Here is a 19,502-nt window from a genome sequence, read left to right as displayed (position 1 = left end):
TTAATCTTCTTTCTTCTCAGGAATAAAATATCCGAACCAAAGTAGCCAAATGAAACCGATTAACTTCATCCAATTTCCATCCGCTTGAAAAGCTTCAATCATACCTGGTATTTTATAAACCCCAATAAATCCAAGAAAACCGAGCCACCAGTTTTTTTGCATTTTCATTTTTACTCCTCCTTCATTACGTTTTTCACATTTCGAATCCAAATTTCTTTATACTTTAACTGGAATCCCATGAGCATATAGTTGCTCATATTATCGATCACGAGCGCTAGCGTATGAGCATTTTCTTCCGTTTCATGTTGTGACACAACGCCCAGTCTCGCGCCTTTCTTCAATAAATCGTGGAAACCATGCAAAAAATCCTCTTGTATTTCAAATAAACGTTTCTGATACTTTTCATTTCGTGATGCAGTTACGATAAATTCATTGATAACGCGTAGTATTCCTTCTTGCCCTTCATACTCAGAGAGCATATGTAAACCATCTGCGATTAGCTTTTCTGCAAAGTTTTCTTTCGTATACCGCTCTTCATTAAAGTACTTTGTAAAATGATAATCAGAAAAAATCTCTTCAAATAAAAAATCAACTAACGCTTCTTTAGAAGAAAAATGATAGTAAATAGCCGGTTTTGAAATACCTACCTCTTTCGCAATCATGGAAAGACTCATCTTCTCAATGCCGTGTTCTGCCATAAGTTTAAATGATGCCTCTACAATGTTCTGCGATGTTTGTAAATTCTTCGTCATACTGTACCTCACTTATTTTTACTTACCGGTCGGTAAGTAAATTATAAAACAAAACGAAATGATTTTCAATTTAGTTAGCACTACAGAAGGTGTTTATTGGAAAATACAGAAAGTTATAAAGTAAAAGCAACATATAACAATAAGGAGGATATCATATGAGACTTGGTGGTAATGGCGGTAGTGGTGGTAATGGCGGTAGTGGTGGTAATGGCGGCGGTGAAGCGGGACAAGCTGGTAAGAGCGGATTTTCATTAATCATTGTACTTTTTATCGTATTGATTATAGTTGGAATTAGCTATATCGGACTTAGCTTCTAAGAAAAGGCGTCCTACATTACATATGTAGGACGCCTTGTTTTTAATCCCTATTCAGCAATCGCATACGATAGCAATTCATCGTCACTTCTCCAAGCCTTTGCAGTAATTGATAGTTCGCATATGCGCCGACTGGGGCACCGATTACTGGTACGAGCTGAAGCATTTTCGCTAAATCAATATAGTCTCGGTACTCTGTTTGGAACTTTTCCCAGTCCATATGATTTTCTTTTTCTGTATCCCACGTTTCGATTGCTTTCCATATTTCTTTTCTGTGATTATCACTTGAAAAGGCAAGTTGGAAAACGTGAAGGATAAAAAGACGCTCTTCTTGTTTACTCGTATCAAATCCGTACAATGTCGCTGCATCGAATAAAAATTTAATTTTAATTGTAAGTAAAAGCGGAAAGTCAGCAAGACCGAGGAGAATACCACCAGCTCCAGTCCCTGCTCCTTCTGCCGCTGCTATTTTTTTGTACTCATCCATTTTTTTACGAACTTCATCGTCACGTCTTTGCAGTGACCATGTCGTCTCTTTTAGCTTCGGCTTTATAAAGTTTGACCCGGCGCTAATCGTTTGCACCATCATACGAATCGTCTCTGTTAGTACCTTTTGTACTTTCGCCGGAATGAGCTGTTGCACCTTCGTCTGCACTTTTTTGGAGAACCGTGTCATCATAGAAGAATCTTTCATGAATGTAGCTTTCCACTGCTCCAATTCTTTTATAACCTTCTCTTCGTATGTAATCATAGGTTCATTCCTTTCAATTTAAACGCTCAATGCGCTTCGCCCCGTATTGGTAAACGAAACCGATACTAAATAATATGCTTACGATAAGTAAAATTCCTGTCATCATGAAATCTTTCGTTGCTAGTGCAAATATAATTGTAAATATAACGCTACCTGTAATAAGAATTGCATTTAATAAAGTAAGAAAATCTTTCTTCTTCTCTTCTCCGCCTACTGGGTACAAATCAAGCCAAATTTTCATGCGGTGATGTTTCCATAAAGTTAATAGCTGATAACCGATTAAGTATAGGAAGATAAGGCTTACGATAAATCGTCCATATAAAAACGGAATGAAGTAAAGAATAACTCCGCCTAGAGCGAGCAGGCGCACATATAATCCAAAATAGTTACCTGATCTTAAAAATGTTCTCGTATATAAGTATAAATATGTACGCTTTTCGCCGATTATCGAAAGAAGGAAATCCAGCCATTTTCGGCGAGATACTCTTTCTTTTAATGCTGGTACATCAACGAACATATTCGCGATGCGGTACAGCAGCATCATCTTCTTACCTTCTTCGGAAATTAAATACTCCCAGTTTAGTGGCTTTCCTTTGACCATTTGATGCATGATAGCAAGGTATAACACCATGAGAAGGACGATTCCACCAATGAAAAGAACTGAAGTACGTTCTACAAGGAAATATACAAATAAACCGTTTAGGATAAAACGAATAAACCAATCAGCCCTTTGTATATTTTGATCTGTTAAAAATGACTTTTCCCACGCTACAAATAAATTCCACGCTTTTACAATGACAAATGCGAGTACGATCCATATGTAGCCAGCTCCTGTTTGCTTCATTTGTTGGAAGTATAACGGAGCAAGCGCAGCTGCTACGATTGCGATTATGTATAACTGAATCATAAATGTAAAAAGAAATGCCTTTGTGAAGTAAGGTTTTAACTTTTCTTCAACTGGCAGTAAGTAAACGAGATCCGCTTCTTTTAATAACGTTTGAATGGATCCAGCCGTTAACACGAGTCCAATTAATACTGCCATTACGAGCGCAGTTGGAAACGAAGATGTTAACGTTTGTAACCATTGCTGGTAATAATACGCTCCCGCACCGATGATGAACACGAAAATAAATTTCAAATGATCATTAAATACGTATTTACTATATGTACGAACTTCTTTTAGAAATTGACGAAATCGTTCTTTCCATAACGCTGTGCTATTCATAATCTTCTTCCTTCGTTAATGCAATGTAAATATCATCTAACGTTGCACCTGGCATATTAAACTGTGATTGCAGTTCAGATAGCGTTCCCTTCGCTCTTACTTCACCTTGATGCAAAATAATGAACGAATCACAATAACGCTCTGCCGTCGCTAAAATATGTGTGCTCATTAAAATACCGGCACCACTCTTTTTCATTTGGTCCATCATTTGAAGAAGGGATTGAATCGCTAACGGGTCTAATCCAACGAAAGGTTCATCTACTATGTAAAGAGATGGCTCCACTAAAAATGCGCTCATAATCATTACTTTTTGTTTCATCCCTTTTGAGAAATGAGATGGAAACCATTTTAAACGATTTTTCATACGAAACTCTTGTAGTAGTTGTCCTACACGTTCTTCATATTGTTTTTCATCCACGCCATACGCCATAGCTGTTAATTTCAAATGCTCTTCTAACGTTAATTCATCATATAATACCGGCGTTTCCGGAATAAATGAAAAGCTAGAACGGTACGCTGTCATATCATCACGAATTGTTTTCCCATTAATTGTGACAGTTCCTTTTTTCGGTTCCATTAAACCGATAATATGTTTAATCGTCGTACTTTTACCAGCTCCATTTAAACCGATTAAGCCGACAAGTTCGCCTTTATTAACAGAGAACGAAACGTCTTTTAATACAGGTCGTTTCGTATATCCTCCTGTAACATTTTCTACACGCAATAACTCGCTCATACGACACCACTTTCTTCATTAGTATTCATTCTATATTCATCTTACCAAAAATTATGCTGTACTACATAGTATCCATGTACTCAAAAAAAATTTTAAAATTTATTAGCATATAATTTCCCGAAAGCGGACATCATAATTATTGAAGAAGGAACACATTGAAAAAGCAACCACCAATTGATGAGTACAACAACATAGTGAAGTCATCATGAAATGGGGTGTCCAAGTTGGACAATGAAATTTACACATAACCAGATCATTTGTTTCATTTTCGAAACGGGGTGTCTCTGAAAGAGCATATACTGTTTAAAAAAATAAACAATTTCATTTTAAAAAAGATTGCAATTCATTTCACTTGAAAATGGGGTGTCTACGGCAGAAACTTTAGCCGATTTACCGTGCATTTCTTAAATAAATGAGGTGTCTGCGAAACGTAAATTACGATAATGCTTTTTCAATCCCTCTTCAGAAAACAGGAAGCTGAGTCAGCTTCCTGTTTTTCGTGTTTGTTCTCTTATGTAATTATGGTAAAATACGGCTAAGGATATTTGAAAGGATGAGATCAATGAATCATACAGCAGACAATTGTATTTTTTGTAAAATCATTGACGGGCAAATCCCTTGCTCAAAAGTATACGAAGATGAACATGTGCTTGCATTTTTAGATATTAGTCAAGTAACAAAAGGACATACTCTTGTTATTCCGAAAGTTCACAAACAAGACATTTTTGCGTTAACGCCAGAAATCGCATCACATATTTTTTCTGTCGTTCCAAAAATCGCAAATGCGATTAAAACAGAGTTTAATCCAGTTGGCTTTAACCTACTTAACAATAATGGTGAAAAAGCTGGACAAACTGTGTTCCACTTCCACCTTCATTTAATTCCACGCTACGGTGAAAAAGATGGTTTCGGTGCTGTTTGGAAATCACACCAAAATGAATACACTATGGAAAATTTACAAAACATCGCAAGTACAATTGCAAATAGTGTGAAATAATGACACTATAAGAAGGCGTAATACATAACAAGCCACTTCCCTGAAGTCATCAAATTCCGCATGGCTTGTTTCTTCACCTAAAATGCTCAGGGATGATTGTTTGTGCATAGCACATATAAGAAAGATATGCATATTTTTTCACATCATGAATACGAACAAAAAATAAGGAGGTCTCCTTTTATGTCAAAAGCTAAATCCTTTATTACAGGTGTTATTTGCGGCGGAGCAGTTGCTGGACTAGCCGTTCTTTTCTCAACTCCTTCTTCTGGTAAAGACATGCGCGGCAAGTTAAAAGAAAAAGGAAATGATATTAAAAAGACTTTAGCTGATATTACAGCTGATACGAAATTATTAAAGCGTCAAATTGTTGAAACTGCTTCAGAAGGTAAAGAAGTGTTTCAAGAACTAAAAGATGACATGCAAGACACGCTTTCTAATTGGAAACAAGATATTTCTCAAAACAAGCGCCATATTGAGAAAGAAATTTTGGACATCCAAAAGTCAATTGAGAAACTGCAAGAAGCTGTTCCAGAAAAAGCGTAAACAAATTCCTGCTTAGTTTTTTGCATATAACAAATATTTTTTATATAAATTGACCTTGACACGGCATATCGTATAGATATGCCGTGTTTTTATGCATTTACAATATATGTTATCAATTAACATGTAAGGACAACGCATGTATTCACGACTCATAAAACGCTTCCATAGTTATGCATGATTTGTATAGAATGTCATTTTGTTAAAAAATTTTCACAATTCTTACAAAAAGACTTTATTAATTTTTATTTTACTGGCATAATAGATAGTAATGAAAAAGAATGTTAAAGTGGGTGAGTAAATGAAAAGTGGAGAAAAAGATTACTCGGTAAAAGAAGCGATGATTTTCAGCCAACGCATTGCTCAATTATCGAAAGCGTTATGGAAATGTGTAGAGAAAGATTGGCAGCAGTGGATTAAACCTTACGATTTAAATATTAATGAACATCATATTTTAACAATCGCTTATCATTTAAAAGGGGCTTCTATTTCTGAGATTGCTAAGTTTGGAGTTATGCACGTATCAACGGCATTTAACTTCTCTAAAAAGCTAGAAGAACGCGGCTATCTTGTATTCTCAAAAAAGGAAGATGATAAACGAAATACGTACATTGAAATTACAGACAAAGGGGAAGAATTACTACTTCGCTTAATGGAGGAGTATGATCCTGAAAATAATTCAGTGTTTAATGGGGCTCTTGCACTTCGTAATTTTTATGGGAAGTTCCCAGAAAATATCGAACTGATTGCAATCCTGCGTAATATTTACGGACAAGACTTTATCGATATTTTTGAGAAATCATTAGAAGATATTGAAGAGAACTTTACAGAATCCGATCAAAAGTTAGTTAAGAAATAATCTATTTATTTTTTCGCAATCATGCTTAAGAATTCATTCATAAGCGGCTTAAATAAACCTTGTTTTGCTAGCGCTTCCGCAGTTTCGTGTACTTCGAGCTGATGTGGAAGCGCTTTTTCAAATTGATCTAACAGCGCATCGAACAAAAGAAGCCCTTCTGCTTTCTCCACTACATATTGATCGTTCAGTTTTTCACAAAGATTTAGTATACGTTCAATATCTTTTTTACGAGCTTTTTTCTTTATGATTAAAGAATAAAATGGACACTTCTCTTCATCAATCATTTTAAATAGTAGGTCTACATAGTATTCAGCTTGTTCTAATCTTCTAACAACGTCCATTTTCTCCCTCACTTTCTAACACAAAGTCTTCTATTTCTGAATTTTGTAACACGAACAAAATATCGTGTGATACAATATATGTATATGTATTTTAGCCAAAAGGAGGTCTCGCCTCATGACACTTATAACAGTTGTTTTTGTCGCATTCGCACTTCTTGTTATATTTTACACGAATTTCATGACACATACACTGTGTGAACGAAAACAAATAGCTGCGAGCCGCCAGCCCGGTGTCTTTCGGGTTATTAATGTATGTATAACAATTTTATTAATTTCTAGTTATATAGAAATTATATTTCATGGAAAGTGAGGAAGGAAAGCCCCTTCCTCACTTTTTTCCTCTATAAGCAAATTATACCTACAATAACCAATAAAATAAACAGTACAAGTAATAAAATAAGTTGAGAATTCATCCCCATCCCCTCCTCTATTCTGTATATGCGGTATACGCCCAATATGGCACACTTTCAAAATCTGACACGTGCTGGTTAATTTTTCTTTATCAATATGAAAACGAGTCGAAATATGATATATTAAATTTTGTACATATTGCTTATACTATAGAACAAAACATTCATCAAAACTTTATCCTCAGCCTCGGTAAGCCCTGTTAAGCGCGCTTTACCAATATAAAAAAGCAAAAGTATCAGTGAGACTTAATCGGGCTCTTATGAACTAAAATTCATTGGTGTAGGATAAATTAAAAATACATAATAGTAGGAGTGTTTATCGAATGAAGAAAGCTATGCTTGCCTTAGCCGCAACAAGTGTAATCGCATTATCAGCATGTGGAACATCATCATCAGACAAAATTGTTACATCTAAAGCTGGTGACATTACAAAAGAAGAATTTTACAATCAAATGAAGACACAAGCTGGTAAACAAGTACTAAACAACATGGTTATGGAAAAAGTACTTATTAAAAACTACAAAGTAGACGACAAAGAAGTAGATAAAAAGTTCGATGAAACGAAAAAACAAGTTGGTGATCAATTCGATACACTGTTAAAACAACAAGGTCTGAAAGAAGAAACATTTAAAAATATGTTACGTGCTCAATTAGCTCAAGAAAAAGCAATTGAAAAAACAATCACTGATAAAGAATTAAAAGACAACTACAAGCCTGAAATTAAAGCAAGCCACATTCTTGTAAAAGATGAAGCTACTGCGAAAAAGGTAAAAGAAGAACTTGGACAAGGTAAATCTTTCGAAGAGTTAGCGAAACAATACTCTGAAGATACTGGCTCAAAAGAAAAAGGTGGAGACTTAGGATTCTTCGGACCTGGTAAAATGGTTAAAGAATTCGAAGATGCTGCTTATAAACTGAAAAAAGATGAAGTAAGTGAGCCTGTAAAATCACAATTCGGTTACCACATCATTAAAGTTACAGACATTAAAGAGCCAGAAAAATCATTCGAACAATCTAAAGCTGACATCAAAAAAGAACTTGTTGCGAAGAAAGTGCAAGATGGCGCATTCATGAACGATCTTATGATGAAAGAAATCAAAAAAGCTGACGTAAAAGTTGACGATAAAGATTTAAAAGATCTTTTCGAAGAGAAAAAAGCTGACGATAAAAAAGAAGAAAAGAAATAATGAAGTAAAAAAAAGCTTGGGCTTCGGCCCGAGCTTTTTTATGTATCCTCTTCGTTAATGAAAGTTTATTTTTTCATTCGTTTAACTAAAACCATCTTTTATGCATTTCACTTAAAAACATTTCTGTAATTTTAAATCCAGAATTTTCTCCTATAATAGAGTCAATCCCGCAATGCGGACAAACTGCTGTGTTATCATCATCCCACCACTCTGTAATTTTTTCTGGATGAAAAATTTCTAAACAATAGAAACAACCACATATAACATCCTTTTCTAAGTGCTTTCTATTACGAGAACAAAAACGATGCGCTTCCTCAAAATATTTTTGCATCAGTATCCCCCTATTCCTGATTTTCTTCTTTGCTTTACTTACATTCTCCTCAATAAAATTGCAATTCTTCCTTAAAGAAAAACACAAAAAAACCTTGATCCACGCCACGCAGAACCAAGGTTTATCTTATTATCATTGATTAAATTCAAAAAATATGTTAAATTAGTACAGAAACACGTTTTCTAAAACGAAAGGAACGTATTTATCCGTATCTTAATTGTACACCAAAACACATCTTCAGTCAACCTCTATTTTTCACTTTTAAAGGAGTGCTTACCGTATGAACAAAAAACTTGATTTAGAGCAAAAAAGATTGGATACCGTAATCGAGACAATTACGGAGCAAATTGATAAACTGGAGAACGAAACTGGCAGACGCCGGGCAGAAGTAATCAATATTCGTAAACACTTTTGGGATGATGTGAAAGTGAACACGGATACTTTTGATGATTATCTTGAAACAGTTATCAACTTAAGACAACAAGCTCAGTCACTAGCTGTCACACAAATTACTCATAAGCACACCTTTAATCGACTTGCCGCACTAAAACGCATGCATAAAGCACCTTATTTTGGACGAATTGATTTCAAAGAAGAAGGAGAATCTGCTGCGGATCAAATTTATATCGGTGTTGCTACACTTACTGATGCTAGCGGAGAAAACTTTCTTATATATGACTGGCGCGCACCCATTTCGAGTGTATACTACGATTATCCACCAGGACCGGCTGAATACAGTACACCAGAAGGCGTAATTCACGGCAATGTGGAGAAAAAATTACAATACATTATTCAAAATGGCGAGATTGATTCTATGTTCGATACGAGCCTTACAATTGGCGATGAAATCTTGCAACAAGCGCTCGGAAAAGGTACGAACAAACATATGCAAAGTATCGTCGCTACAATTCAGCGTGAACAAAATGAAATTATTCGTCACGATGAAGGCCGACTCCTTATCGTGCAAGGAGCTGCTGGTAGTGGTAAAACGTCAGCTGCCCTGCAGCGAATCGCCTACTTACTATATAAATATCGCGAATGGCTAAAAGCGGATCAAATTATTCTCTTCTCCCCTAACTCTATGTTCAATAGCTACGTTTCTAACGTACTACCTGAACTCGGTGAAGAAAATATGCAGCAAGTGACATTCCAAGAATATTTAAATCATAGACTGAGTAAGTCATTTGACGTTGAAGACCCTTATGAGCAATTAGAATATATGCTAACTGAAACAAATAGCCCTACCTATAAAACGAGAAATGCGAGCATCCGATTTAAAGCATCCACTCAATTTTTCGAGATGATTAGAGCGTACAGACAATCTCTTGAATCTTCAGGTATGCTATTTAGAGGAATGAAATTTAGAGGAAAACTGATTGCCTCAGCTAAAGAAATTACAGAGCAATTTTATAATACTGACTCCTCCCTCCGCTTCCATAGTCGAATTGAGAAGTTAACGGATTGGCTAAATAAGCAAATAGATGCACTTGAAAAAGCAGAACTGAAAAAACCTTGGGTAGAAGAGGAAATTGAATTACTTAGTAAAGATGAATACCAAAAGGCTTATAAATATTTACAGAAAAAAGGCGAGTTTGACGACAACTCCTTTCAAGACTTTGAGAAAGAAACAAGAGTACTTGGGCGTATGATTGTCCGTAAAAAAATGAAGCCGCTTCGTAAAGGCGTTCAAACATTGCGTTTCATCAATTTCACAGGCATATATAAACAGCTCTTCACAGATGCATCATGGGTTCCTGGGGAAAAACCGAAAGAGTGGGATGACATTTGCTCATTAACAGTAAACATGCTTGATGAAGGAAAGCTATATTACGAGGATGCGACTCCATTTTTACTTTTAAAAGAATTAATTGAAGGCTTCCAAACGAACAGATCGATTAAACACGTACTCGTAGATGAAGCGCAAGATTACTCTCCGTTCCAGTTCGAGTTTTTAAAACGTCTCTTCCCTGCTGCAAGAATGACGGTACTCGGAGACTTTAACCAAGCGATATTTGCCCATGCGAGTGAAACGGTGAATTTCGATACACTTACGAATTTATACGGGCCAGACGAAACAAACGGCATTAACTTAACTCGTAGCTATCGCTCAACAAAACCGATTATTGAATTTACACGTGCTCTCGTACCGGAAGGGAAGAACATTCACGCCTTTGAACGTGACGGCACGAAACCTACAGTGACGAAAGTAGCTAATCACAACGAACTACACGAACATATTACTGCTAAAGTTGCTGCACTACAAACAGAGCAGCACAATACGATCGCAATTATATGTAAATCTGCAACTGAAAGCGCCGCTGCCTACGAAGCACTTAATCATATCGAGAATATTAAACTTGTGAAAAGTAACTCAGCCGAGTATGAGCAAGGTATTGTCGTGATCCCTGCTTACTTAGCGAAAGGTATCGAATTTGATGCTGTTATTATTTACGATGCATCTAAAGATGTGTACAGTGATGAGAGCGTTCGTAGATTGTTCTATACTGCTTGTACGCGCGCAATGCATGAATTGCACCTTTATTGTGTTGGCGAGGTTAGTCCTTTTGTGCTTGGGGCTGATTCGGATAGTTTTGAACTTATTACAACACCTTGGTAACAATCAAGGTGTTTTCTTTTTTATGCAGGACTTACACCTTTAAAGTAGAATATATCAGTTTAGAAAAAAATTAAGGAGCGAAAAGATGAACCACTATTTTATTGCTATTTATGACGGTGAGTTTCCTACCGAAAAATTACATACCATTTTACAATCTAAGCACACTTTTACTGACCTAAACGTCCGCACCATTTCAATCTCCTCACCAAGACCTTTCACATTATTAGTTGGCGAAGAACATCGTGCACTCACAACTGGACTTACAGACAAATACCACTCATTAACGAAAGAGTTGCAAACACTTGAGCAGCAAAAAAAGTACTACTATGTATACGATTATAAAATTAGAAAGACCATCGAGAATCCTATCCAAAAATGCTTTCCATTCGCACAAATCAATATAAGTGTTACGAAATTCCATCAGATGATTCAAAAAGTAAAAGACTTAAAACGACCTGTATTTGCAGGTTATAACATCGTCTCTCATGATGCAGACATACTTACGATTGATGTACTTCTTTCTTCACCTTTACTAGATCCTAACACTTCCGAAAAAGATGCGGAAGAATACTCTTATTTACAGCAACTAACTGAATCAATCTCTCGTTCTGAATTATGTATTTCTGTTAAAGAGAGTGCACTTATTTAAACACGAAAAGAGGGTTATTTATCATAACCCTCTACATACTATCTATTTATGTTTTTGAAACAAAACGTACTAAGTGTGCTAGTGTAAAAAATACAGATTGCGATGTCCATACCGTTTTTTTATGAATATTTATTTACTTCTTGTCCCCTGACACTAATGTTCTGCTTAAAAACAGGAATTTTCATCCATATATCTTGTTCCCTATTTTAAAACATAATACAATGAATACGTAACTTAATAAGCTATAACTAGTAGGTGTGGTAATCATCTCTTCCATTTTGAAAAAAGGGGGAGGTGATAATATGATCGCGATGTTTGTAATTAAATTAGTGTATGGTATCCTAACCGGAGCTGGCGTTGTCATCGGTAGAAGATACGTCGGTCCATGGCTAATTTCTGTATACAAAAAAGCGAGAACCACCCTGCTTCGTGGAAAAGGTAAAGGCGGTTCTCGGCTAAAACGTTAATGTAATTGTCTTATAACCGCACCTACTACCACCACAATAGCAAGTTAGGTTACAAAGGCAGAAGTTTCTCAGGCTTCTGTCTTCTTTATTTTATGCAAAATTCATACTAAATACTCTATCATCATTGTAACACATTTTATTTATTTTTAGTCAAGAGAAAAAAACACCTAAAGGCTCCCCTTCAGTTGGTTTTCTATTTTACGCTAAAGCAGCCGCCTGTTCTTGTTGTTCTAGACTTTTTCTAGTTCAGCTGTGCCGCTCTCATCATTTATAGCACCAATAAAGACGGATTATGGACCCGCTTCATAACAGTAGGATTAAACAAGGAACAACACCTATTACGAATATAAAAAATCCTCTCACTACATAGTACCTATGTTTTCAGCGATACTCTATTACCATCAAATTAAATTTGTATAATTTAAACTACAGAATAGCGAGCTAATTTTCAAATATCTTCTTTCGCATAACCCTAAATTTATTATCCAGTTGCATTATGCTTATAAATAAAAGATATCCTACCGACGCACCGAGCATATTTATAGCAATCCGCCACACATCAAAAACATCAGACAAAGTTAGTAAATGTAATATCTCCCAAACAAGAAAGGTCATAACATACCACTTACGAGCTTTCTTATAGTTAGTCACTTTATTAATGAGCACTGGAACGAAAAATCCGAATGGAACTACTAATATTATATGTTGTAAAACGCTTAACCAATAAGTTGAGTTTCCCCAAGGACCTGGATGTGCAATAAAATCTTTAACTTGCCAAAGTGTTATTCCAAAAAGTTGTAATAACGTTTCTAAATCAGATATATGTAAAAATTGCTGCCAAAATTCAATGGGATGATAGACAGTCCCACCACCTGTCAAACTGCGAACAGAGTCAAATGTAGAAGTTGAAATAAACGTTCCTAAAAAGACAATAAAACAAATGATTATATAAGGAATACATAAAATTTTTGATAATACCTTTAATGGCCTAGGAACTTCGTATACCGATTTATTAATCTCTACGCCAATAACTTTTGATTCTCCAAAACTTTGAATCGCTTTATAAATCGCTTCTTTTTCATTCATACCTTGTTCCATATATTCTTCTTTCAAGCTGTTCAAGTGATCATACATTTCTAGAAATAACTCATCCTGTTCAATATCACTAAGTTCTGAATAGGCTAAAATAGACTTAATATACTCATCAAATTCACTCATAAATAACTCCTTTCTGACAAGCTTGAATTAATGCTGTTACACTCTCCCAAGAGTTCACTTTCTTCTGCAATTCTTTTTTCCCTTTATCTGTAATAGTATAGAATTTCCTTTTCATCCCATTCTCAGATTCATTCCAATAAGATTCAAGAAACTCCTTTTTCTCTAATCGCTTTAAAGCAGGATACAAAGTTCCCTGTCCCATACTATACAAATCTTCACTTGCATCCTTTAAACTTTGAGCTATTTCGTAGCCGTATGTATCATGTTTTGCAATGATAGAAAGTAATAAAATATCTATACTTCCCTTCAAGATTTCTTTGTCCAACAATACCACCACCTTATATACATAGTATAACAACATATGTCGTTATACAACATAGTTAGAAAAATAACCCAAAAAAAAACCACCTAAAGGCTCCCCTTCAGGTGGTTCTCTATTTTATGCTAACGCAGCTGCCTGTTCTTGTTGATCTACAGGAATTACAGCGTCTGTTAATGCTTTTTCTAGTTCAGCTGTATATTTCATTTGTTCTTCTTTGCTCCAGCCTAGTTTCGCAGCCATGTAGTTGATTACTGCTTCTTTCCACTCGTATACCCAGTGGATATTGAAGAATACAGCGCCTCTACGGCGTACGAAGAAGTCAACTGGTTTTGCTGTCATTTCGTAATCCATTGCGTATACAAGCGGGATTAGAACGTCTAGTGGCATGTTGTATTCTTTCGCTTCGTCTTTATGTTTTTTCGCTAAATCAAATAGTACGTCAACGTTAGAGCCGTAGAATTTCGCGAATTCTTCTGCTTGTGCTGTTGTTAAACCATATTTCGTACCTTCGCCAGCTTTTTTCGCAACGAATGCTGGGAATCCGTGTGAACCATCTACATGTCCACCAGAGATTGGCATATGTTTCGTGTCGCTCTTCGGATATGCGCTATGACCTTCTTTTTGTAGTAAGTTCGTTACGTAGTCTACTACCATTTCAGCCATTTTGCGGTATCCAGTTAATTTACCACCTGCGATTGTAATTAAACCAGATTCAGAAGTCCAAATTTCGTCTTTACGAGAAATTTCAGATGCACTCTTACCTTCTTCGTAAATTAACGGACGTACACCAGCCCAGCTTGATTCGATGTCTTTCTCTGTAATTTTCACGCTTGGGAACATGTAGTTAATCGCATTAATGATATATGTGCGATCTTCTGTTGTCATTTGTGGTACAGCTGCGTCTTTATCATAGAACGTATCTGTTGTACCTACGTATGTTTTTCCTCCGCGAGGAATCGCGAACACCATACGTTTATCTGGTGTATCGAAGTAAATCGCTTGACCTAATGGGAAACGTTTTTGATCAATTACTAAGTGAACACCTTTTGATAACTGAAGTACTTTTCCTTTTTTCGAGTTATCTTTTTCACGAAGTGTATCTACCCAAGGACCAGCTGCGTTTACAATTTTCTTACCGTAAACTTCATATACTTCACCGTCTAGTAAATCGATTACACGTACACCACATACTTTTCCATCTTTATATAAGAAACTATCTACTTTTGCGTAGTTAACAGCTTTTGCGCCGTGCTCAATTGCTTCTTTCATTACTTCAATTGTAAGACGCGCATCATCTGTACGATATTCTACGTAGTAACCGCCGCCTTTTAATCCTTCTTTTTTTACAAGAGGCTCTTTGTTTAGCGTTTCTTCACGGTTAAACATCTTTCTGCGCTCGCTTCGTTTTACACCTGCTAAGAAGTCGTATACACGAAGACCAATTGATGTACTAAATGATCCGAACGTACCGCCTGTATGGAACGGAAGTAACATCCACTCTGGTGTTGTTACATGGGGACCGTTCTCATATACGATCGCACGCTCTTTCCCCACCTCTGCTACCATTTTCACTTCAAGTTGTTTTAAATAACGTAGACCACCGTGTACAAGCTTCGTTGAACGACTTGATGTACCTGCTGCAAAGTCCTGCATTTCAAACACAATTGTTGATAACCCGCGTGTTGCTCCATCTAATGCAATACCAGAACCAGTAATACCTCCACCAATTACGATCACATCTAACTCTTGTTTATTTACTCCGTTTAATACGTCTTTACGTTGTTTACTTGAAAATTTCATGGTAATTCCTCCCTTTGATAACGAAAAAAGAGACCACAAACTCCGCTATAGATTTCGCCTCTATAGCGCGTTGTGGTCTCTCCAAATCTCCTACCGAATTATTAACTTGTCACCATTATAACACTGTTTATGATTATTTGAAAGCTTTTGTTGCTTCAATTGCTTTTTTCCATCCAGCATATAGCTCTTCACTTGTTTTCGCTTCCATCGTTGGTTCAAAGCGTTTGTCCATATGCCACTGTTCTTTAATTTCATCTTGGTTTTTCCAATATCCAACCGCAAGACCTGCTAAGTATGCTGCACCTAGAGCCGTTGTTTCGTTGATTACTGGACGCTCTACAGGAACATCTAAAATATCACTTTGGAACTTCATTAAGAAGTTATTTTTAACCGCTCCGCCATCAACGCGTAATGTTTTCAGCTCAATACCTGAATCTGCTTCCATTGCGCATAATACATCTTTCGTTTGGTAAGCTAAAGATTCTAGCGTTGCACGAATGAAATGCTCTTTCGTCGTACCGCGCGTTACACCAAACATAGCGCCGCGTACTTCACTATCCCAATAAGGTGTTCCTAGTCCAACGAATGCTGGTACAACGTATACACCGTCAGTTGATTCAACGCGACTCGCATACACTTCACTCTCACTTGCATCTTTAAACATGCGCATTCCGTCACGTAACCATTGAATTGCAGAACCCGCTACGAAAATACTTCCTTCTAATGCGTAGTTTACTTTACCATCTATTCCCCATGCAATTGTTGTTAATAGACCGTGCTCAGAAGCTACTGCTTTTTCACCTGTGTTCATTAACATGAAGCAACCAGTTCCGTAAGTATTTTTCGCCATACCTTCACCGAAACAAGCTTGTCCAAATAATGCTGCTTGTTGGTCACCAGCTACACCTGCAATCGGTACATTTTGGCCGAAGAAGTGATAATCAATTGTTTCTCCGTAAATTTCAGATGATGGACGCACTTCTGGAAGCATGCTCTTTGGTACTGTTAACATTTCTAGAAGCTCATCATCCCACTGTAAGTCGTGAATGTTAAACATTAACGTACGTGATGCGTTTGAGTAATCTGTTACGTGTGCTTTACCACCAGATAGTTTCCATACAAGCCACGAATCAATTGTTCCGAATAATAGATCGCCGTTTTCTGCTTTTTCTCTTGCACCTTCAACGTTATCTAAAATCCATTTTACTTTCGTACCAGAGAAGTATGCATCAATTAAAAGACCTGTTTTTTCGCGAACCATTTCGCTATAACCTTTTTCTTTTAACTCATCACAAATTTCAGCTGTTTGGCGAGATTGCCATACGATTGCGTTGTAAATTGGTTTACTAGTTGTTTTATCCCATACAACCGTTGTTTCACGTTGGTTCGTAATACCGATACCAGCGATTTGTTCTGGTTTTACATCCGCTTCGCTTAAGCAAGTTGCGATAACTGCTAAAATAGATCCCCAAATTTCTTGTGCATTATGCTCTACCCAGCCTGGCTTTGGAAAATGTTGTGTAAACTCTTTTTGAGCTGAATGAACAATTTCACCTTTTTTATTGAAAAGAATTGCGCGTGAGCTTGTTGTTCCTTGGTCTAATGAAAGAATATATTTTTTCATATCGGTTTCCCCCTTATGCTACTTTTCTACTATTTGTATTGCTTCCGCTTTTTTTACTTGTCATATAAGAGATTGCTAGTACAATCACAGTTGCGATAATCACATAAATAAGTGCTGAATTTTGTTTTCCTTCAAATACAACTTGATGGAATAAACCTGCAAGTGATCCACCTAAAATTGGACCAACTACTGGAATCCATGCATACTTCCAGTTTGAACCGCCTTTTCCTGCAATCGGAAGGAAGAAGTGTGCGATACGCGGACCTAAATCACGCGCTGGGTTAATTGCGTATCCTGTTGTCCCACCTAATGATAAACCAATACTTACAATTAAGAAACCTACGATAAATGGATTTAATCCATCTGCAAATTTATTTGCACCAATTGCTAATATACCAAATACTAAAACGAATGTTCCAATCATTTCACTTAAAAGGTTTGCAAATGTGTTCGGAATTGCTGGACCTGTTGCAAATACACCTAACTTTGTTCCTGGATCTTCTGTTTCTTTCCAGTGTGGTAAGTAATGTAAATATACGATAACTGCCCCGATAATTGCCCCAATCATTTGTGCTACGATATAACCTGGTACGTCGCTCCATGGGAACGCTCCCTTAAATGCTAATCCTATCGTTAAAGCTGGATTCAAATGTGCCCCACTAATTGATCCAACCGCATACGCTGCAACCGCTACTGCTAAGCCCCAGCCCATTGTAATAACAATCCAACCTGAATCTTTCGCAAACGATTTCTTTAAACTTACACCAGCACAAACGCCGCCACCAAGTACGATTAACAACGCAGTCCCTATTAACTCTCCTAAAAATGCTGACATAGTATCCCTCCACAATCAATTTAAACGCTTTCAAATGTGATAGAGGTAAAATGAATGGCCATTCGTTTTTGTCAAAAGAAAAAGACCCACAGCTTGCACGCTTCTATATAAATTTATATAGAAACAATGAAATGTGGATCTCTACTTTTCTCCGTCACGTTTATTAACTTGTCTATAATGTTAACCGTAAATGAAAGCGGTGTCAACGAAAAAATTCACATTTTCGTCACTTTTTTTGGTAATGTTTCCATAGTTCACGTTTTGATGTCGTAATTGCTGTCGCACCAGCGTTTAATGCTCTTTCCACATCTTCTACAGTACGAATAAAACCACCTGCTAAAATCGGTACACCAGTACGCTCTTTCACTTCAGCGATAACGTCCGTTAATGCTCCAGGAAGTACCTCAATATAATCCGGTTTCGTCTTATCTAAAAGATTGCAGCTCTTCTCCATCGCACTCGAATCGATTAAAAAGATGCGTTGTATTGCCACAACACCTTTTTGCTTCGCCTTCATAATAACGCTCGCCTTTGTTGAAAGTAACCCGTACGGTCTAAACTCCTGACATAAATATTCCGTCGCATGCCCGTCACTCTGCAAACCATGAATTAAATCCACATGTAAAAACACCTTTTTACAATATTGCTTCGCAAGCGATATAACACTCTTCAATTGGCCGACATGAATATCTAAAATAACAATATATTCATACGAACTATGTAATAGCTTTTCCAAATCTTTAATTTGCCTCACTGCCGGCAAAATCTTCTGTTCATGAAATTCCATTCTAAATGTCCCCTTCTTTATGTCATCCTATCCTTTATAGTACACAATTTAAGTGAAAAGAACAGCCAGTGTTGGGGATTTCTTTCAAATCTTGCCTCTATTTATATATTTTCTTCAACTTATCGGAACCTATACCACCTATAATCATGAATACAAGGGGCAAAAGATTCATTACATATGGCGCATCTGCTACAATTGTAATACTTGCTCCAGCAAACTTATTTAGCATCCATACAACGATTTTTGCAATAAACAAAAATACTCCTATCATAAATAGACTATCAAAAAACACCTTCCATTTTGGATACGCCAATTGCTTACTATCTTCAATTATTTTCTGCGTCAATTCTTCATCACTCCTTAGCAGTTCATCAATTGTAATACCGAACAGATCACTTAAATGAATAATAATTTCAATGCTCGGATAGTTCTTTCCCGTCTCCCATTTCGAAACAGATTGCCTGCTCACATGAAGTTTTTCAGCCAAATCATTTTGCGACCAATTTCTTTTTTCCCTTTCTTCTTTTAAACGCTCACTAAAAATCATACTGTGTTTATCACCTCTCTATGCCCATTATGTTCAAATAAATGATGAAGAGTAAAGCGAGTTATTGTTGCATTTCCTGCACAACTTATACGTTACAGCTTATAATGGCGCTCTTTTATATGTATCTTCCCTATACTATGCTCCAATAATAATTTCCCGAACAATAATACAAGGGACGGATACTAATAAAGTG

23 protein-coding genes are annotated in these 19,502 nt (G+C 36.5%); 9 read left to right on the top strand and 14 right to left on the bottom strand.

Going from position 1 to position 19,502, the window contains the following annotated elements; genetic code table 11:
* Positions 1-168 (bottom strand): hypothetical protein, encoded by a 168-nt coding sequence (locus C3Y97_RS27755; RefSeq protein ID WP_000783813.1) that lies wholly within the window; start codon positions 166-168, stop codon positions 1-3.
* A gap of 2 nt (positions 169-170) precedes the next feature.
* Complete coding sequence (locus C3Y97_RS05425) at positions 171-752, bottom strand: TetR/AcrR family transcriptional regulator (RefSeq protein ID WP_000164838.1); 582 nt, start codon at positions 750-752, stop codon at positions 171-173.
* Positions 753-907: 155 nt separating this feature from the next.
* Between C3Y97_RS05425 and C3Y97_RS05420 the strand changes: the two genes are divergently transcribed.
* Positions 908-1,069, top strand: a complete 162-nt coding sequence (locus tag C3Y97_RS05420) for a YjcZ family sporulation protein (RefSeq protein ID WP_078421115.1) — start codon at positions 908-910, stop codon at positions 1,067-1,069.
* Positions 1,070-1,109: 40 nt separating this feature from the next.
* Here the strand turns inward: C3Y97_RS05420 and ecsC are convergent, their stop codons facing one another.
* Genes ecsC through ecsA form a run of 3 tightly spaced genes read right to left on the bottom strand, consistent with a single transcriptional unit; the run spans position 1,110 to position 3,778 of the window.
* On the bottom strand, positions 1,110-1,817 hold the full coding sequence (gene ecsC, locus C3Y97_RS05415) for an ecs operon protein EcsC (protein WP_000634143.1): 708 nt from the start codon (positions 1,815-1,817) through the stop codon (positions 1,110-1,112).
* 13 nt (positions 1,818-1,830) lie between these two features.
* A complete protein-coding gene (gene ecsB, locus C3Y97_RS05410) occupies positions 1,831-3,042 on the bottom strand; it encodes an ABC transporter permease EcsB (RefSeq protein ID WP_078421116.1) in 1,212 nt (403 codons plus the stop codon).
* Entirely contained in the window at positions 3,035-3,778 is a 744-nt protein-coding gene (gene ecsA, locus C3Y97_RS05405) for an ABC transporter ATP-binding protein EcsA (protein WP_001292603.1), read from the bottom strand. The genes ecsB and ecsA overlap by 8 nt, the downstream gene beginning before the upstream one ends.
* A 562-nt stretch (positions 3,779-4,340) precedes the next feature.
* Between ecsA and C3Y97_RS05400 the strand changes: the two genes are divergently transcribed.
* The 3 genes from C3Y97_RS05400 to C3Y97_RS05390 all read left to right on the top strand — a co-directional run bounded on the left by C3Y97_RS05400 (position 4,341) and on the right by C3Y97_RS05390 (position 6,174).
* Entirely contained in the window at positions 4,341-4,775 is a 435-nt protein-coding gene (locus C3Y97_RS05400; RefSeq protein WP_001016841.1) for an HIT family protein, read from the top strand.
* Between the two features lie 180 nt (positions 4,776-4,955).
* Positions 4,956-5,318 carry a YtxH domain-containing protein gene (locus tag C3Y97_RS05395; RefSeq protein ID WP_000030302.1) on the top strand — a complete coding sequence of 121 codons (363 nt, stop codon included), beginning with the start codon at positions 4,956-4,958 and terminating at the stop codon, positions 5,316-5,318.
* Between the two features lie 298 nt (positions 5,319-5,616).
* On the top strand, positions 5,617-6,174 hold the full coding sequence (locus C3Y97_RS05390; RefSeq protein WP_000834924.1) for an HTH-type transcriptional regulator Hpr: 558 nt from the start codon (positions 5,617-5,619) through the stop codon (positions 6,172-6,174).
* Between the two features lie 5 nt (positions 6,175-6,179).
* Here C3Y97_RS05390 and C3Y97_RS05385 read toward each other — a convergent pair whose 3' ends face one another.
* The gene (locus tag C3Y97_RS05385) at positions 6,180-6,515 is read right to left on the bottom strand and encodes a YhaI family protein (RefSeq protein ID WP_000383653.1); all 336 of its coding nucleotides are present in this window, start codon (positions 6,513-6,515) and stop codon (positions 6,180-6,182) included.
* A gap of 115 nt (positions 6,516-6,630) precedes the next feature.
* Between C3Y97_RS05385 and C3Y97_RS05380 the strand changes: the two genes are divergently transcribed.
* Positions 6,631-6,825, top strand: a complete 195-nt coding sequence (locus C3Y97_RS05380; protein ID WP_000172690.1) for a hypothetical protein — start codon at positions 6,631-6,633, stop codon at positions 6,823-6,825.
* A gap of 423 nt (positions 6,826-7,248) precedes the next feature.
* A complete protein-coding gene (gene prsA / locus C3Y97_RS05370) occupies positions 7,249-8,112 on the top strand; it encodes a peptidylprolyl isomerase PrsA (RefSeq protein WP_000710074.1) in 864 nt (287 codons plus the stop codon).
* An 85-nt stretch (positions 8,113-8,197) separates the two neighbouring features.
* Here prsA and C3Y97_RS05365 read toward each other — a convergent pair whose 3' ends face one another.
* A complete protein-coding gene (locus C3Y97_RS05365) occupies positions 8,198-8,443 on the bottom strand; it encodes a hypothetical protein (RefSeq protein WP_001174905.1) in 246 nt (81 codons plus the stop codon).
* A gap of 280 nt (positions 8,444-8,723) precedes the next feature.
* On the opposite strand from C3Y97_RS05365, the gene helD reads away from it, so the two are divergent.
* The 3 genes from helD to C3Y97_RS27750 all read left to right on the top strand — a co-directional run bounded on the left by helD (position 8,724) and on the right by C3Y97_RS27750 (position 12,176).
* A complete protein-coding gene (helD, locus tag C3Y97_RS05360; RefSeq protein WP_136363155.1) occupies positions 8,724-11,060 on the top strand; it encodes an RNA polymerase recycling motor HelD in 2,337 nt (778 codons plus the stop codon).
* A gap of 85 nt (positions 11,061-11,145) precedes the next feature.
* Positions 11,146-11,709, top strand: coding sequence for a hypothetical protein (locus tag C3Y97_RS05355; protein WP_001017098.1), 564 nt, complete (start codon positions 11,146-11,148; stop codon positions 11,707-11,709).
* A gap of 302 nt (positions 11,710-12,011) precedes the next feature.
* Positions 12,012-12,176 (top strand): hypothetical protein, encoded by a 165-nt coding sequence (locus tag C3Y97_RS27750; RefSeq protein ID WP_000561154.1) that lies wholly within the window; start codon positions 12,012-12,014, stop codon positions 12,174-12,176.
* Positions 12,177-12,617: 441 nt separating this feature from the next.
* On the opposite strand, the gene C3Y97_RS05350 is transcribed toward C3Y97_RS27750, so the two are convergent.
* The 7 genes from C3Y97_RS05350 to C3Y97_RS05320 all read right to left on the bottom strand — a co-directional run bounded on the left by C3Y97_RS05350 (position 12,618) and on the right by C3Y97_RS05320 (position 19,309).
* The gene (locus tag C3Y97_RS05350; protein WP_001288377.1) at positions 12,618-13,394 is read right to left on the bottom strand and encodes a VanZ family protein; all 777 of its coding nucleotides are present in this window, start codon (positions 13,392-13,394) and stop codon (positions 12,618-12,620) included.
* A complete protein-coding gene (locus tag C3Y97_RS05345; RefSeq protein WP_000356628.1) occupies positions 13,387-13,719 on the bottom strand; it encodes a PadR family transcriptional regulator in 333 nt (110 codons plus the stop codon). Before C3Y97_RS05345 ends, C3Y97_RS05350 begins: the two co-directional genes overlap by 8 nt.
* 114 nt (positions 13,720-13,833) lie before the next feature.
* Complete coding sequence (gene glpD, locus C3Y97_RS05340; RefSeq protein WP_000672831.1) at positions 13,834-15,516, bottom strand: aerobic glycerol-3-phosphate dehydrogenase; 1,683 nt, start codon at positions 15,514-15,516, stop codon at positions 13,834-13,836.
* A 133-nt stretch (positions 15,517-15,649) separates the two neighbouring features.
* Positions 15,650-17,140: a glycerol kinase GlpK gene (glpK, locus tag C3Y97_RS05335; protein ID WP_000760011.1), complete on the bottom strand. Its 1,491-nt coding sequence runs from the start codon at positions 17,138-17,140 to the stop codon at positions 15,650-15,652.
* A 13-nt stretch (positions 17,141-17,153) separates the two neighbouring features.
* Positions 17,154-17,975 carry a glycerol uptake facilitator protein GlpF gene (gene glpF / locus C3Y97_RS05330; RefSeq protein WP_001272200.1) on the bottom strand — a complete coding sequence of 274 codons (822 nt, stop codon included), beginning with the start codon at positions 17,973-17,975 and terminating at the stop codon, positions 17,154-17,156.
* A gap of 226 nt (positions 17,976-18,201) precedes the next feature.
* Positions 18,202-18,762, bottom strand: a complete 561-nt coding sequence (glpP, locus tag C3Y97_RS05325; RefSeq protein ID WP_000394285.1) for a glycerol uptake operon antiterminator GlpP — start codon at positions 18,760-18,762, stop codon at positions 18,202-18,204.
* Positions 18,763-18,859: 97 nt separating this feature from the next.
* A complete protein-coding gene (locus C3Y97_RS05320) occupies positions 18,860-19,309 on the bottom strand; it encodes a helix-turn-helix domain-containing protein (RefSeq protein WP_000577652.1) in 450 nt (149 codons plus the stop codon).
* Between the last annotated feature and the right edge of the window lie 193 nt (positions 19,310-19,502).

It is taken from the genome of Bacillus sp. DU-106, from assembly GCF_004799705.1.
In the GTDB taxonomy this organism is placed as follows: domain Bacteria; phylum Bacillota; class Bacilli; order Bacillales; family Bacillaceae_G; genus Bacillus_A; species Bacillus_A cereus.
Note: the sequence above shows the minus strand (reverse complement) of the source record. Positions and strands in the feature narration are given on the sequence as shown.

What these genes read in the sequence shown, in the direction of transcription:
- C3Y97_RS27755 (WP_000783813.1), bottom strand. Translation starts at nt 168, where the DNA reads ATGAAAATGCAAAAAAACTGGTGGCTCGGTTTTCTTGGATTTATTGGG.
- C3Y97_RS05425 (WP_000164838.1), bottom strand. Translation starts at nt 752, where the DNA reads ATGACGAAGAATTTACAAACATCGCAGAACATTGTAGAGGCATCATTT.
- C3Y97_RS05420 (WP_078421115.1), top strand. Translation starts at nt 908, where the DNA reads ATGAGACTTGGTGGTAATGGCGGTAGTGGTGGTAATGGCGGTAGTGGT.
- ecsC (WP_000634143.1), bottom strand. Translation starts at nt 1,817, where the DNA reads ATGATTACATACGAAGAGAAGGTTATAAAAGAATTGGAGCAGTGGAAA.
- ecsB (WP_078421116.1), bottom strand. Translation starts at nt 3,042, where the DNA reads ATGAATAGCACAGCGTTATGGAAAGAACGATTTCGTCAATTTCTAAAA.
- ecsA (WP_001292603.1), bottom strand. Translation starts at nt 3,778, where the DNA reads ATGAGCGAGTTATTGCGTGTAGAAAATGTTACAGGAGGATATACGAAA.
- C3Y97_RS05400 (WP_001016841.1), top strand. Translation starts at nt 4,341, where the DNA reads ATGAATCATACAGCAGACAATTGTATTTTTTGTAAAATCATTGACGGG.
- C3Y97_RS05395 (WP_000030302.1), top strand. Translation starts at nt 4,956, where the DNA reads ATGTCAAAAGCTAAATCCTTTATTACAGGTGTTATTTGCGGCGGAGCA.
- C3Y97_RS05390 (WP_000834924.1), top strand. Translation starts at nt 5,617, where the DNA reads ATGAAAAGTGGAGAAAAAGATTACTCGGTAAAAGAAGCGATGATTTTC.
- C3Y97_RS05385 (WP_000383653.1), bottom strand. Translation starts at nt 6,515, where the DNA reads ATGGACGTTGTTAGAAGATTAGAACAAGCTGAATACTATGTAGACCTA.
- C3Y97_RS05380 (WP_000172690.1), top strand. Translation starts at nt 6,631, where the DNA reads ATGACACTTATAACAGTTGTTTTTGTCGCATTCGCACTTCTTGTTATA.
- prsA (WP_000710074.1), top strand. Translation starts at nt 7,249, where the DNA reads ATGAAGAAAGCTATGCTTGCCTTAGCCGCAACAAGTGTAATCGCATTA.
- C3Y97_RS05365 (WP_001174905.1), bottom strand. Translation starts at nt 8,443, where the DNA reads ATGCAAAAATATTTTGAGGAAGCGCATCGTTTTTGTTCTCGTAATAGA.
- helD (WP_136363155.1), top strand. Translation starts at nt 8,724, where the DNA reads ATGAACAAAAAACTTGATTTAGAGCAAAAAAGATTGGATACCGTAATC.
- C3Y97_RS05355 (WP_001017098.1), top strand. Translation starts at nt 11,146, where the DNA reads ATGAACCACTATTTTATTGCTATTTATGACGGTGAGTTTCCTACCGAA.
- C3Y97_RS27750 (WP_000561154.1), top strand. Translation starts at nt 12,012, where the DNA reads ATGATCGCGATGTTTGTAATTAAATTAGTGTATGGTATCCTAACCGGA.
- C3Y97_RS05350 (WP_001288377.1), bottom strand. Translation starts at nt 13,394, where the DNA reads ATGAGTGAATTTGATGAGTATATTAAGTCTATTTTAGCCTATTCAGAA.
- glpD (WP_000672831.1), bottom strand. Translation starts at nt 15,516, where the DNA reads ATGAAATTTTCAAGTAAACAACGTAAAGACGTATTAAACGGAGTAAAT.
- glpK (WP_000760011.1), bottom strand. Translation starts at nt 17,140, where the DNA reads ATGAAAAAATATATTCTTTCATTAGACCAAGGAACAACAAGCTCACGC.
- glpF (WP_001272200.1), bottom strand. Translation starts at nt 17,975, where the DNA reads ATGTCAGCATTTTTAGGAGAGTTAATAGGGACTGCGTTGTTAATCGTA.
- glpP (WP_000394285.1), bottom strand. Translation starts at nt 18,762, where the DNA reads ATGGAATTTCATGAACAGAAGATTTTGCCGGCAGTGAGGCAAATTAAA.
- C3Y97_RS05320 (WP_000577652.1), bottom strand. Translation starts at nt 19,309, where the DNA reads ATGATTTTTAGTGAGCGTTTAAAAGAAGAAAGGGAAAAAAGAAATTGG.